This is a genomic window from Streptomyces sp. NPDC001137, from assembly GCF_040298885.1.
In the GTDB taxonomy this organism is placed as follows: domain Bacteria; phylum Actinomycetota; class Actinomycetes; order Streptomycetales; family Streptomycetaceae; genus Streptomyces.
Genome location: NZ_JBEPBA010000004.1, coordinates 117,201 through 129,745 on the forward strand (window position 1 = coordinate 117,201; position 12,545 = coordinate 129,745).

13 protein-coding genes are annotated in these 12,545 nt (G+C 72.0%); 8 read left to right on the plus strand and 5 right to left on the minus strand.

All coding sequences use genetic code 11. The features are described from left to right. The 4 genes from ABT254_RS09200 to ABT254_RS09215 are packed head-to-tail and all read right to left on the minus strand — an operon-like array spanning nt 1 to nt 3,790. Entirely contained in the window at nt 1-1,029 is a 1,029-nt protein-coding gene (locus ABT254_RS09200) for an L-idonate 5-dehydrogenase (RefSeq protein WP_351465912.1), read from the minus strand. Between the two features lie 14 nt (nt 1,030-1,043). After that, nucleotides 1,044-1,802: an SDR family oxidoreductase gene (locus ABT254_RS09205; protein WP_351465915.1), complete on the minus strand. Its 759-nt coding sequence runs from the start codon at nt 1,800-1,802 to the stop codon at nt 1,044-1,046. Nucleotides 1,803-1,812: 10 nt separating this feature from the next. Further along, a complete protein-coding gene (locus tag ABT254_RS09210; protein WP_351465918.1) occupies nt 1,813-3,210 on the minus strand; it encodes a GntP family permease in 1,398 nt (465 codons plus the stop codon). A 52-nt stretch (nt 3,211-3,262) separates the two neighbouring features. Then, nucleotides 3,263-3,790: a gluconokinase gene (locus ABT254_RS09215; RefSeq protein WP_351465921.1), complete on the minus strand. Its 528-nt coding sequence runs from the start codon at nt 3,788-3,790 to the stop codon at nt 3,263-3,265. A 149-nt stretch (nt 3,791-3,939) separates the two neighbouring features. On the opposite strand from ABT254_RS09215, the gene ABT254_RS09220 reads away from it, so the two are divergent. Continuing rightward, nucleotides 3,940-4,641 (plus strand): FadR/GntR family transcriptional regulator, encoded by a 702-nt coding sequence (locus ABT254_RS09220; RefSeq protein ID WP_351465924.1) that lies wholly within the window; start codon nt 3,940-3,942, stop codon nt 4,639-4,641. Nucleotides 4,642-4,651: 10 nt separating this feature from the next. Here ABT254_RS09220 and ABT254_RS09225 read toward each other — a convergent pair whose 3' ends face one another. Further along, nucleotides 4,652-5,077, minus strand: a complete 426-nt coding sequence (locus ABT254_RS09225; protein WP_351465927.1) for a YchJ family protein — start codon at nt 5,075-5,077, stop codon at nt 4,652-4,654. Nucleotides 5,078-5,450: 373 nt separating this feature from the next. On the opposite strand from ABT254_RS09225, the gene ABT254_RS09230 reads away from it, so the two are divergent. The 7 genes from ABT254_RS09230 to ABT254_RS09260 are packed head-to-tail and all read left to right on the plus strand — an operon-like array spanning nt 5,451 to nt 12,516. Further along, nucleotides 5,451-7,313, plus strand: a complete 1,863-nt coding sequence (locus tag ABT254_RS09230) for a phage tail sheath subtilisin-like domain-containing protein (RefSeq protein WP_351465930.1) — start codon at nt 5,451-5,453, stop codon at nt 7,311-7,313. A 34-nt stretch (nt 7,314-7,347) separates the two neighbouring features. Next, nucleotides 7,348-7,872, plus strand: a complete 525-nt coding sequence (locus ABT254_RS09235; RefSeq protein ID WP_004003113.1) for a phage tail protein — start codon at nt 7,348-7,350, stop codon at nt 7,870-7,872. A gap of 32 nt (nt 7,873-7,904) precedes the next feature. Beyond that, entirely contained in the window at nt 7,905-8,633 is a 729-nt protein-coding gene (locus ABT254_RS09240; RefSeq protein ID WP_351465933.1) for a T4 family baseplate hub assembly chaperone, read from the plus strand. Beyond that, nucleotides 8,626-9,345 (plus strand): hypothetical protein, encoded by a 720-nt coding sequence (locus ABT254_RS09245; protein WP_351465936.1) that lies wholly within the window; start codon nt 8,626-8,628, stop codon nt 9,343-9,345. The genes ABT254_RS09240 and ABT254_RS09245 overlap by 8 nt, the downstream gene beginning before the upstream one ends. A gap of 49 nt (nt 9,346-9,394) precedes the next feature. Continuing rightward, nucleotides 9,395-10,255 (plus strand): Pvc16 family protein, encoded by an 861-nt coding sequence (locus ABT254_RS09250; protein ID WP_351465939.1) that lies wholly within the window; start codon nt 9,395-9,397, stop codon nt 10,253-10,255. Nucleotides 10,256-10,261: 6 nt separating this feature from the next. After that, nucleotides 10,262-12,229 carry an ATP-binding protein gene (locus ABT254_RS09255; RefSeq protein ID WP_502971950.1) on the plus strand — a complete coding sequence of 656 codons (1,968 nt, stop codon included), beginning with the start codon at nt 10,262-10,264 and terminating at the stop codon, nt 12,227-12,229. Continuing rightward, nucleotides 12,220-12,516 carry a hypothetical protein gene (locus ABT254_RS09260; protein ID WP_351465941.1) on the plus strand — a complete coding sequence of 99 codons (297 nt, stop codon included), beginning with the start codon at nt 12,220-12,222 and terminating at the stop codon, nt 12,514-12,516. The genes ABT254_RS09255 and ABT254_RS09260 overlap by 10 nt, the downstream gene beginning before the upstream one ends. The last annotated feature ends 29 nt before the right edge of the window (nt 12,517-12,545 follow it).

Here is a 12,545-nt window from a genome sequence, read left to right on the forward strand (position 1 = left end):
TCAGGATTCGAAGTCGAGCAGCACCTTGCAGGAACGGCTTCGGTCCGCGGCCAGCGTGAACGCCGACTCCGCCTCCCGGACCGGCACCACAGCGCTGACCAGCCCGTCGAGGGCCGGCTCGGCGGCGAGCAGCGCCAGCGCCCGGTCGAACTCCGTGTCGAAGCGGAACGCTCCCCGCAGCTCGATCTCCCGGCTCACGACCAGGTTCCCGGCGAACGGACTCGGCCCCGGCGGCAGCATCCCGAGCTGCACGACGACCCCGCCGCGCCGCACCAGACGCAGACAGGTGTCCAGACCCGCGGCCACCCCGGACGCCTCCACGGCCACGTCCACCTCGGGCGGCCACCCGGCATCCGCCGGATCGTCGGCCCGTACGAGGGTGTCGGCGCCCGCGCGACGCGCGTACTCCAGGGCCGCCGGGAGGAGGTCGGTGACCGTCACCCGGTCGGCGCCCGCCGCCTTCGCCGCCGCGACCACGAGACAGCCGATAGGACCGGCGCCGGTGACCAGGACGTGCCTGCCGCGCACCTCTCCGGCCCGGCGGACCGCGTGCAGGGCGACGGAGAGCGGCTCGGCGAGCGCTGCCCGGCGCAGTCCGAGACCCTCCGGCAACGGCCTCAACTGCCCTGCCGGTACGACGACTTGGGCCGCGAACCCGCCCTGTACGTGCGGGAAGCGGGCCGCGCTGCCGAGGTAGCGGGTGTCCCGGCAGACATTGCGCCGCCCCTCCACGCACTCCGGGCACATGTCGCACGGAGTGGCCGGGTGCACCGCGACCGCCGTGCCCACGGCCGGGCCGGGCGCGTCCGGGGAGCCGTACGCGACGACCGTGCCGACGATCTCGTGCCCCAGCAGCATCGGCTCCTTCAGACGGAAGTCGCCGACCCCGCCGTGCCTCCAGTAGTGCAGGTCGGAGCCGCAGACGCCGCCGTAGCGGACGGCGACCAGCGCCTGGCCTGGGCCGGGCTCGGGGACCGGCAGCTCGTCGACCCGCAGGTCGTCCTGGCCGTGGATCACACAACCGAGCATCCGAGCAGCCCCTTTCACAGCACGCTCGTCATTCCGCCGTCCACGTACAGCACCTGCCCGCTGACGAAGTCCGCGGCGGGCGAGGCGAGGAACAGCACCCCGCCCACCAGGTCCTCGGTGCGGCCCCAGCGGCCGGCCGGGGTGCGGCGGCGCACCCAGGCGCTGAACTCCTCGTCCTCGACGAGGGGTTGGGTGAGCTCGGTCTCGATGTAGCCGGGGCCGAGGCCGTTGACCTGGACGCCGTAGGGGCCCCAGTCGGCGCACATGCCCTTGGTGAGCATCTTCAGGGCGCCCTTGGTGGCCGCGTAGGGCGCGATGCCGGGGCGGACCACCTCGCTCTGCAGCGAGCAGATGTTCACGATCTTGCCGTGGCCGCGTTCCGTCATCCGGCGGGCCGCCTCGCGGCCGACCAGGAACGCGCTGGTGAGGTTGGTGTTCAGGATGCGGTGCCAGTCGCCGTCCGTGAACTCCAGGAGCGGGGCGCGCAGTTGCATCCCGGCGTTGTTGACCAGGATGTCGAGCGGGCCGACCCGCTCCTCGACATCCGCTATCCCGGCGGCCACCTTCGGGCCGTCGGTCACGTCGAACACGGCCGTGTGGACGTCGCCGGGCAGCTCCGCGGCCGCCTTGGTGAGGCGGTCCGCGTCGCGGCCGTTGAGGACCACCGTGCAGCCGGCCTCCGCGAGGCCGCGGGCCAGGGCGAGCCCGATGCCGCGGCTGGAGCCGGTGACCAGGGCCGTGCGGCCGCTGATGTCGAAGAGCGGGTGACTCATTGCCGTACCCCTAGATGACCAGCGAGAGAAGGAGGACCAGACCGCCCGCGACCACCGAGATGATCGTCTCCATGACGGACCAGGTCTTGACGGTCTGGCCGACGTTCAGGCCGAAGTACTCCTTGACCAGCCAGAATCCGGCGTCGTTGACATGGCTGAAGAAGAGCGAGCCTGCGCCGATGGCCAGGACCAGCAGGGCCGTGTGCGTGGTCGACATGTCGGCCGCGAGCGGGGCCACCAGGCCGGCCGCCGAGACCGTCGCCACCGTCGCCGAACCGGTCGCCAGGCGGATGCCCACCGCGATCAGCCAGGCCAGCAGCAGCGCCGGGATCGACCAGTCCTTGGATATGTCCAGGATCATCTGGCCCACACCGGTGTCGATCAGCGTCTGCTTGAAGCCGCCGCCCGCGCCGACGATCAGCAGGATGCCGGCGATGGGCGCAAGACCCTTCTCGACCAGCGGGGTCAGCCGCTCCCTGCCGAAGCCGGCGGGCCGCAGCAGCGTGAAGATGCCGACCAGCACGGCGGCGAGCAGGGCGATCAGCGGGGAGCCGATGACGTCGAAGACGCGCTGGGTGAGGTTGGCCGGGTCGTCGATCGCTATGTCGACCAGGGCCTTGGACAGCATCAGGACGACCGGGAGGAGGATCGTGGTGAGGGTGGCGCCGAAGCCGGGGCGCCGCTCCAGCTCCTCCGAGGCGCGCTGCGGGAGCATCCGGTCGGGGGCGGGGACGTCCACCCAGCGGGCCGCGAACTTCGAGAACAGCGGGCCGGCGATGACCACCGTCGGGATGGCGATCAGGACGCCGAGGGCCAGCGTGACACCCAGGTTCGCCTTGACCGCGTCGATCGCGACCAGCGGGCCGGGGTGCGGCGGGACCAGACCGTGCATCACCGAGAGGCCCGCGAGGGCCGGGATGCCGATGCGCATCAGGGAGTAGTTGCCGCGCTTGGCGACCATCAGCACGACCGGGATGAGCAGCACGACGCCGACCTCGAAGAACAGCGGCAGCCCGATCACCGAGGCGATCAGCACCATCGCCCACGGCATCGCCCGGCCGCCCGCCTTCGCGAGGATCGTGTCGACGATCTGGTCCGCACCGCCGGAGTCGGCGAGCATCTTGCCGAGGATCGCACCGAGCGCGATCAGCACGCCCACACCGGCGACCGTGGTGCCGAGCCCGGTGGTGAAGCTGGTGATCACCTTGTCGAGCGGCGCCCCGGCGATCGCGCCGAGCGCCAGCGAGCCGATGGTCAGGGACAGGAAGGCATGCAGCTTGAACCGGGTGATGAGCAGGACGATGACGGCGATGCCCGCCAGTACGGCGAGGCCCAGCTGAGCGTGGCCGGCCGAGGTGATCGGCGCGGGTGCGTCCGCTGCCAGCATCTCAACGCTGAGTCTGGTCACGGGAGTTCCCTTGCAGGTACGGGGATGGGGGAGGGAGTGCGGGGGGTGGGTGCTACGCGGCCGGGTGGGGCAGGGCGTCCAGTGCCTTCATGGCCCGGGCGGTGATCTCCTCGGGGCTCCCGGTGACGTCCACCGCGACGCCCGCCTCGTCCGGCTGGAGCGGCTGGAGCGCGGCGAACTGGGAGTCGAGCAGTGCCGTGGGCATGAAGTGACCCTGGCGGTGCGCCATCCGGTCCTCGATGAGGGCCCGGTCGCCCGTCAGGTGCACGAAGACGACACCGGGGGCGGCGGCCCTGAGCCGGTCGCGGTACGACCGCTTCAGCGCCGAGCTGCTGACCACCCCACCGAGCCCGGCCCGCCCGTGCGCCCAGGCACCGATGGCGTCGAGCCAGGGCCACCGGTCCTCGTCGTCGAGCGGGACGCCGGCCGACATCTTGTCGATGTTGGCCTGCGGGTGGAAGTCGTCGCCCTCGGCGTACGGAACGCCGAGCCGGGCCGCGAGGAGGGGACCGATGGTGGTCTTGCCGGTGCCCGCCACGCCCATGACCACGACGACATGGGGGGTGCGCAGCTGCTGCATGGTGCTCTCACTGTCTTCTTCGACATCCGGACGCCGGCCGTTCAACCGACGCCGACGACACTGAAACCGATTAGGTACGACGAATTCAAGACCCTGTGACATATAAGTCTGACTTTTTGTTCCCGTGACCTGCCCCGTACGCTGAGCCCATGACCACTCCGGGCCGGGGTCTGCACGGCCATGTACTGGACTCCCTCGGCCCCGCGATCACCGCGGGCGAGTACCCGCCGGGCAGCGTTCTGCGCACCGACGAGCTCGCCCAGCGTTTCGACGTGTCACGCTCGGTGATGCGCGAGGCGGTCCGGGTGCTCGAATCCATGCATCTGGTCGAATCGCGGCGGCGGGTCGGCGTCACCGTGCGCCCGAAGTCCGAGTGGAACGTCTACGACCCGCAGGTCATCCGCTGGCGGCTGGCCGGCGCCGACCGCCCCCACCAGCTGCGCTCGCTGACCGTCCTGCGCTCGGCCGTCGAGCCGGTCGCCGCGGGCCTCGCCGCCAGGAACGCCTCAGCCGAGCAGTGCGCCGAACTCACCGAGTGCGCGCTCGGCATGGTCGCCAACTCCCGCGGCCACAAGCTGGAGGAGTACCTCGTCCACGACATGGCCTTCCACCGCGTGATCCTCGTGGCGTCCGGCAACGAGATGTTCGCCCGGCTCGGTGATGTCGTCGCCGAGGTCCTCGCGGGCCGCACCCATCACGAGGTCATGTTCGAGGACCCCGACCCGGCCGCCGTCACCCTGCACGTCCAGGTCGCCGAGGCGGTCCGCGAGGGCGACGCGGCCCGCGCGGAGAAACTGACCCGGGAGATCACGGTGGGCGCGCTTCAGGAGCTGGACATCCTCGCGCCCTGATCCTGCGCGTCTACGCCTCGGGGAACTCCCCGTCGACGTACACCCAGGCCCCCTCGACCCGTTCGAACCGGCTGCGCTCCAGCAGCGAGCCGCCCTCGTACGAGGCGCGGAAGGTCACCGTGCCCGTGCCGTGGAAGGCCGAGCCGTCGGTGGTGTCGAGGATCTCCAGGCCCGTCCAGCGCATGCCGGGATCGAGTGTGAGCGTCGCAGGGCGGGTACTCGGATGCCAAGTCCTCAGCAGGTACTGCTCGTTGAGCTTCACGAAGGCGCTGTAGCGCGAACGCATCAGTGCTTCGGCGGTGGGCGCGGCCGCCTCACCCCGGTGGAATCGGCCACAGCACCTTTCGTACGTCTCCGCAAGACCGCAAGGGCAGGAGGGCTTGTGAACTGGGGCGGAGCCGTGCTGCCGCCGGGATTGCGAGGTACGTCGGGACATGTGGTCCATTCTGCTGCACCAAGGGCTGTGTGAGATCTGTGAAGCGCCTGTTCCGACACGCGCACATCCGGTGCGAGTTGTGCACGCCCGCCTCCATCGAACCTCCTTTCGGGCTGGCGTGAACACGCCTTGCTCCCGCAACGGCCAACTCACAGGCTGGACAGAGCACTTGAGCATCAGGAGTCACAAGCGTGCGTGCTTGACCCGGGCGGCCGTCCGTCCGGGGCACTGACGGGGGAAGCTGATACGGGGTGCGCGGACCGGCGCGGCAAGGGCGCGTCGGGGGACTGCCGCGCGCCGCCGTGCCCGAACCTCTCCCCTCTGCCGCCTCTTGGTGCCTTTGACCGGTGCCTGAGAAGGGATAGGAGGGGGAATGCCGACGAATGCCGCGGCCGCCAGGCCGACGTATCCGGGCGTCTACGTCGAAGAGCTTCCCAGCAGCACCCGCGCCATCTCCGCCGTGACCACTTCGGTGACCGCATTCGTGGGACACACCCGGCGCGGCCCGCTGAACGAGCCGGTGCGCGTCACCGGATTCGCCGACTTCGAGCGGCGCTTCGGCGGGCTGAGCGCCCAGAGCCCGCTCGCCTACGCCGTGCACCAGTTCTTCGGCAACGGCGGCTCCGTCGCCGTGATCGTCCGGGTCGCCAAGGCGGGCAGCGGCAAGGCCGCCTGCGTCGTCCTGGAGTCCACCGAGGGCCACAGCGAGAGCCGTGTCCTCGAGGTCCACGCCAAGGAACCCGGCGTGTGGGGCAACGGCCTGCGCGTCGCCGTCGACTACGACACCCCGGACTGCGAAGCCACCTTCAACCTGCGGGTCTACGACGCCAAGGGCGACGCCCGCGAGAGCTTCACCGGCCTGTCCATGGACGCCGGCAGCGCCAGCTACGCGCCGACCGTGGTCAACGCAGGGTCGCGGCTGATCCGCGTCGAGGCCGTCGGCGAGGGCCGCCCCGACCCGTCCGGCACCGTCTCCAAGCCGTTCGGCCACGAACTGCCCGACCTGGCCGTCGACCTGACGGTGAAGATCGGCGACGTGGAGCGCGAGTTCAAGCTCTACGACCCCGACTGCGACGGCGAAGCCCCGTCCTCCGTGGCCGAGCTGGCGCTGCTCCTGGAGCGCAAGCTGCGGGCGCTGCCCGACGCGCCCGGCAAGCACGCCTTCGCGGGCGTCGAGGTCACCGCCTTCGGCCGCCGTATCCAGGTGGTCGCCGGCTCCACCGACCCCGAGGACGTCGTCCGCTTCCTCGGCGAGTGCGCCAACGACCTGGGCCTGGAGGCCTCGGTCAACCCGCCGGTGTTCCCGCTGGAGGGCGGCGAGGACGGCGAGGCCCCCGGCCCGCGCGACCTCATCGGCTCCGAGGCCGACAAGACCGGCATCCAGGCGCTGCGCGGAGTGGCCGACGTCAACCTGCTCGCGCTGCCCGAACTGGCCTCCTACGAGAAGATCGACGACGCGCTCACCGTCGTGTCCGCAGCTCAGCGGCTGTGCGAGGAGCGACGGATCTTCCTGCTGGTCGACGCGCCCAGCAGCTGGGTGAGCGTGGACAGCGCCCGTGCCGGGCTGTCCGCCTTCGACCCGGTGCGCGGCAACCACGCCGGCCTGTACTTCCCGCACATCCAGCTCACCGACCCGCTCACCGGGCGGCTGCGCGCCTTCCCGCCCTCCGGCGCGGTCGCCGGCGTCATCGCGCGCACCGACTCCGAGCGCGGGGTCTGGAAGGCGCCCGCCGGTACGGAGGCACAACTCGTCGGAGTGCACTCGCTGACCGTCGACCTGACGGACCGTGAGACCGGGTTGCTCAACCCGCTCGGCGTCAACTGCCTGCGCACCTTCCCGGTCACCGGGCCGCTGGTGTGGGGCGCGCGCACGCTGGAGGGCTCCGACGCCCTCGACAGCGCCTGGAAGTACGTGCCCGTGCGACGGCTCGCGCTGCATGTGGAGGAGAGCCTCCAGCGCGGCCTGCAGTGGGTCGTGTTCGAGCCCAACGACGAGAGCCTGTGGCAGCAGATCCGGCTGTCCGCCTCCTCGTATCTGCACACGCTCTTCCGCCAGGGCGCCTTCAAGGGCAGCACCCCGCGCGAGGCGTACTTCGTCAAGTGCGACAGCGAGACCACGACGGACGAGGACGTCGCGAACGGCGTCGTCAACGTGCTCGTCGGGATCGCGCCGGTGCGGCCGGCCGAGTTCGTGGTCGTCAGGATCCAGCAGACGTCCGGGCAGTTCGCTCTCTAGCGGCCCGTCAATCTCGGAGAGCTGAAGGAAAACGATGGCTGAGTTCACGGTCAACGCGCATCGCTTCGACCCCTACAAGAACTTCAAGTTCCTGGTCCTGTGGGACGGTCGGACGGTCGCCGGCATCAGCAAGATCAGTCCGCTGAAGCGGACCACCGAGGTCGTCAAGCACCGCCACGGCGGCGACCCCTCCTCCCCGCGCAAGTCGCCGGGCCGCTCCGAGTTCGAGGGCATCACCCTGGAGCGCGGGGTCACCCACGACCCCGAGTTCGACCGCTGGGCCAACAAGGTCTGGCAGGTCGGCGCGGGCCTCGGCTCGGAGGTGTCCCTCGCGGACTTCCGCAAGGACATCGTCATCCAGGTCCTCAACGAGGCCGGCCAGGTCGCCGTCTCGCACAAGCTCTACCGGACCTGGCCGAGCGAGTACCAGGTCCTCGGCGAGCTGGACGCCAACGCCAACGCGGTGGCCATCCAGTCGCTGAAGCTGGAGTGCGAGGGCTGGGAGCGGGACTACGAGGTGCCCGAGCCGGAGGAGCCCTCGTTCCTCAACCCGGCATGACCCGGGGGTAGTTGAGGGAAACGGGGAGGGACATGGCGATCACCGGGGCAGCCGAGCTGCTGGCCGCCTGGGAGGCGGGGCTCGGCCAGGCGCCGACCGGGCGGGCACTGCTGCTGCATCGCACGGCACGGCCCGACGTCGACACCGGGAGGCTGCCGCAGCTTCCGGTGGGCGAGCGCGAGGCGGACCTGTTCGCGCTGCGCCGGGCGCTGTTCGGCGAGCGGATGCAGGTGCGCCTTGAGTGCGCCGCGTGCGGGGCGGACATGGAGTTCGACCTGGACGCGGCGGAGCTCGCGCGGTCGCTCGGCTCTCCGGGGGACGCGGTCGTACGGGTGCAACAGGACGGCTGGGACGTCGAGTTCAGGCTGCCCGGGGTCGCCGACCTGCACGCCGCGGCCCGGGCGGCCGACCCGCGTACGGCGCTGCTCGCCCGGTGTCTGGTCTCGGCGACCCACGACGGGACGGCCGCTTCGGCGGGGGAGCTGCCCCTGCCGGTGCAGCACCGCATCGCCGAGGCCGTCGAGGCCGCCGACCCGGGCGCCGACCTGGTGATCGACGTCGCCTGCCCCGAGTGCGGCGAGGCCACCCGGGCCGAACTCGACATCGCCTCCTACCTGTGGACCGAACTGGACGCCTGGGCACGGGACGTGCTCCTCGACGTCCACCTGCTCGCCACCGCCTACGGCTGGAGCGAGCCGGAGATCCTGGCGCTCAGCCCGACGCGGCGCCGCTACTACCTGGAGCTGTGTGCCGATGTCTGACACCCGGGGTGCGCCGGACTTCCTCGACCGGCTGCTCGTGCGGCACGCGTCCCCGCGACCGGCCGCGGTGCGGGTACGGCCCCGGCTGCCCGGCCCGTTCGAGCGGGTCGAGGCGGTACGGGCCGCCGCTCCCGCAGCGGACGAGGACACGCTGCTGTGGCCCGCCACCACGCCGGCCCCCGTCGCGCCGCCGGAGGTGCCGCGTGCGTCGGCGGTCCAGGCGCGCACGCACCCGGAACGGGAGCGGACCGTCGTACGCACCGAACGGGAGCCCGTCGAACCGGCCCCGCGTGCCTCCGAGCCGGTCCGGGCCGAGGCGCCCCTGCTGCGTCCTGTCGCGCCCGTCGCGCCGGGCCCGCGTCCGCTGCCCGAGGCCGGGCGGCGTGCGGCCGGGCGAGGACGCACGGAGTCAGGACCTGCACAGACCGCGGTGTCCGTGCCCATCCCCCCGGGCACGGAGGCCGCCCCCCAGGCCGTGTCGGCGGCGCTGCGACCCAGCGCAGCCGACACGGCGGCAGCACGCGACGCCGTACGGCAGGCCGCCGCCCGACGGCCGTCCAAGCCCACCGAGCAGGTGGTGCAGGTGCAGATCGGACGGCTGGAGGTGACCGCGGCCACCCCCGCGGAAGGCGCCGGACAGCGACGGAGGACGGCGGAGCGGCCCGGGACGGCCCTGAGCCTCGCGGACTACCTGGCCCGGGGGCGCGAGTGAGCCACCCCGCACACAGCAGCAGGACGAGAGGAACCGAGGAACTGACGTCATGAGCAACGCACTTGCCATCGCCCATGTCACCCAGGCTCTCGCCCTGCTGATCGAGAACAACGTCGGGCCGGAGTTCGGCGAGGCGGTGAAGGTCGAGCCGCGCAAGCCGCCCGCCGATCCGCAACTCGAACAGCCCACGATCTCGGTGTTCCTCCACCAGGTCACGCCCAACACCTCGCTGCGGGGCAACGACCTGCCGACCCGCGCGGCCGACGGCACGCTGGTCAAGCGGCCCGCGGCGGCGCTCGACCTGCACTACCTGATCAGTGCGTACGGCGACGAGCGGGAGCTGGTCGGGCAGCGGCTGATCGGCTCCGTGGTGCGCACCCTGCACGAGATCCCGGTGCTCCCGAAGGACGTCATCGAACAGGCCGGTGAGAGGCCGTACCTGGCGGGGAGCGATCTCGCCGAGGCGGCGCAGCGGGTGCGGTTCACGCCGACGGTGATGGATGTCGACGAGACCTCGAAGCTGTGGGGGATGCTCTACCAGACGCCGTACACGCTGTCGGTGGTCTACCAGGCGACGCTCGTCCTCATCGACGGCCGCCAGAGCCCGGTGCCGGGCCGGCCGGTCGAGCGGCCCGAGGTACGGGTGCTGCCGTTCGGAGCGCCGGGTGCGCCGGTCCCTCCGGGCGCGCAACCCAAGGGCGACGAGCCGTCAAGTGACGGCGATTCGAAGGAACTTGCGAAGCGGGAGACCGAAGCTCCGGCCCTTCCGGCTGCCAAGAGGACGGCGGCCAAGGCTCCCGCGAAGGCCGTCGCCAAGACCGCCGCCAAGTCCACCGCGCGAGCACGCAAAACGGCGCCTCGCACCACCAGGAACGCCCCGCGGCAGGGCGACGACAGCACGGAGAAATGAGGCGGCATGGAGACGGCGGGGGCAGGTGAGGGCATGGGGACGTACGAGAACGGCGGGCAGCCGGGCGGGACGACGCTGACCGCGGAGATCCGGCGCGTCCTGGCCCGCGTCGACGCGCACGCGGCGCGGACCGCCGAGAAGGACCACGCACCCGGTGCTGCGCTGGTCCCCGCGGAAGGCCCCGGTACCGCCCCCCTCGATGCCCTCGTCGCCTGCTTCAGTCTCACCTCCTTCGAGCGTGACCTCGTACTCCTTGCCGCCGCCCACGAGTTGGAGCCCACGGCTGCCGCCCGGTCCGCCGCGGCCTGCGGGGATTCCGAGCGGGCGTATCCGACCTTCTCTCTCGCCCTGGCCGCCCTCGCGGAGCCGCACTGGAGCGCGCTCACGCCCGTCGCGCCGCTCAGGCGGTGGCGGATCGTCGAGCTGGAGGACGAGTCACGGCTGACCACGTCCCGGCTGCGGCTGGACGAGCGGATCCTGCACTTCCTGCTGGGCTCGCCCTATCTGGACGTCCGACTGCACGGGCAGTTGCGTCGCACCCCGGTGCCGCAGGCGCTGACGCCGTCGTACGACCTGGCGGCCACCCGTCTCGCCGAGGGCTGGACGAACGCGACCGAGGCGCCGCTGGTCGAGATCACCGGCGGCGATCTGCGCAGCCGGGCCGACATCTCGGCGGCCGCGGCCGCCCGGGCGGGCCTCGGCCTGTACTCCATGAGCGCCGAGGACATCCCCTCCGACCCGGCCGAGCGTGACCGGCTGGCCCGGCTGTGGCAGCGCGAGGCGATCCTGCTGCCCGCCGCGCTGCTGGTCGAGGCGGGTGAACTGGACCGCGACCAGCGGGCGGCGACCGAGTCCTTCCTGGCCGGGGCGGCCGTACCGGTGGTGGTGTCGAGCGAGGACCCGCTGCGTTCGGAGCGGTCGTACGGGGCCCGGGTGGCCGTGCCGCGGCTGGACGACGACGAGCAACTCGGCCTGTGGGCGGGCGCCTTCGAGGAGATCGGCCTGGACGAGGGTGAACTCCGTTCCCTCGTCGCCCAGTTCCAGCTGCCCCCGCACGTGGTGCGGTCCGCGGCCGCCGCCGTCCACCGCCGGCTGCCGCACGAGGACGAACTGGACGCCGGCGAACTGGCCTGGCGGGCCGGGCTCGACGAGGCCCGGATCGGCATGGACGAGCTCGGACGGCGTATCGCCCCGCAGGCCGGCTGGGACGACCTGGTGCTGCACGAGCGGCAGACCAGCGTGCTGCGGGAGATCGTCGCGCATGTCCGGCAGCGGGCGACCGTCCACCAGGAATGGGGATTCGCCGCCACCCTGCGCCGGGGTCTGGGCGTCACCGCGATGTTCGCGGGCGGCTCCGGCACCGGCAAGACGCTGGCCGCCGAGGTCATGGCGAAGGAGCTCGGCCTCGACCTGTTCGTCATCGACCTCTCGCAGGTCGTCAGCAAGTACATCGGCGAGACCGAGAAGAACCTCCGACGGGTCTTCGACGCCGCCGAACGCGGCGGCGCCCTGCTCCTGTTCGACGAGGCCGACGCCCTCTTCGGCAAGCGCAGCGAGGTCAAGGACAGCCACGACCGGTACGCCAACCTCGAGGTCAGCTATCTGCTGATGCGGATGGAGGCCTACCGGGGCCTGGCGGTCCTCACCACCAACATGAAGAACGCCCTCGACACGGCGTTCCTGCGGCGCATCCGCTTCGTCGTCGACTTCCCCTTCCCCGCCGAGCACGAACGCGCCGAGATCTGGCGGCGCGTACTGCCCCCGCAGGCCCCGGTGAAGGACATCGACCCGACCCTGCTCGCCCAGCTCACCGTCGCCGGCGGCTCGATCCGCAACATCGCGCTGTCCGGGGCGTTCCTCGCCGCCGAGGAGGGCGACCGGCTGCAGATGCGGCACATGCTCGCCGCCGCCCGCACCGAGTACCTGAAGCTGGAGCGCTCGCTGACCCCCACGGAGGTCCGCGGATGGGTGTGAACTCCTCGCGGGACCGGGAGCCCTCGGCGATCCGGATCGAGGTCGGCGAGCTGGTGCTCGGCGGCTTCCGGGCCGACCCCGAACGCGTGTCGGCCGCCTTCGAGAGCGAACTGACGCGCCTGGTACGGCTGCACGGTGTGCCGCTGGCCGCGCACGGCCCCCTCGCCGTCGACGCACTGTCCGGACTGCCGCCCCTGCCGGCCGGACTCTCCGCACGGCGCCTCGGTCAGGAGCTGGCGCGTGCCGTGCACGAGGGGCTGAGCGGGCACGGGGAGGTGGGCCGGTGAGAACCGGGACGCGGGATGCGGGTGCGGGG

Bases quoted from the DNA above. Each gene is read 5' to 3' on its own strand.
- ABT254_RS09200 (WP_351465912.1), bottom strand. From the start codon at position 1,029: ATGCTCGGTTGTGTGATCCACGGCCAGGACGACCTGCGGGTCGACGAG.
- ABT254_RS09205 (WP_351465915.1), bottom strand. From the start codon at position 1,802: ATGAGTCACCCGCTCTTCGACATCAGCGGCCGCACGGCCCTGGTCACC.
- ABT254_RS09215 (WP_351465921.1), bottom strand. From the start codon at position 3,790: ATGCAGCAGCTGCGCACCCCCCATGTCGTCGTGGTCATGGGCGTGGCG.
- ABT254_RS09220 (WP_351465924.1), top strand. From the start codon at position 3,940: ATGACCACTCCGGGCCGGGGTCTGCACGGCCATGTACTGGACTCCCTC.
- ABT254_RS09225 (WP_351465927.1), bottom strand. From the start codon at position 5,077: ATGTCCCGACGTACCTCGCAATCCCGGCGGCAGCACGGCTCCGCCCCA.
- ABT254_RS09230 (WP_351465930.1), top strand. From the start codon at position 5,451: ATGCCGACGAATGCCGCGGCCGCCAGGCCGACGTATCCGGGCGTCTAC.
- ABT254_RS09235 (WP_004003113.1), top strand. From the start codon at position 7,348: ATGGCTGAGTTCACGGTCAACGCGCATCGCTTCGACCCCTACAAGAAC.
- ABT254_RS09240 (WP_351465933.1), top strand. From the start codon at position 7,905: ATGGCGATCACCGGGGCAGCCGAGCTGCTGGCCGCCTGGGAGGCGGGG.
- ABT254_RS09245 (WP_351465936.1), top strand. From the start codon at position 8,626: ATGTCTGACACCCGGGGTGCGCCGGACTTCCTCGACCGGCTGCTCGTG.
- ABT254_RS09250 (WP_351465939.1), top strand. From the start codon at position 9,395: ATGAGCAACGCACTTGCCATCGCCCATGTCACCCAGGCTCTCGCCCTG.
- ABT254_RS09255 (WP_502971950.1), top strand. From the start codon at position 10,262: ATGGAGACGGCGGGGGCAGGTGAGGGCATGGGGACGTACGAGAACGGC.
- ABT254_RS09260 (WP_351465941.1), top strand. From the start codon at position 12,220: ATGGGTGTGAACTCCTCGCGGGACCGGGAGCCCTCGGCGATCCGGATC.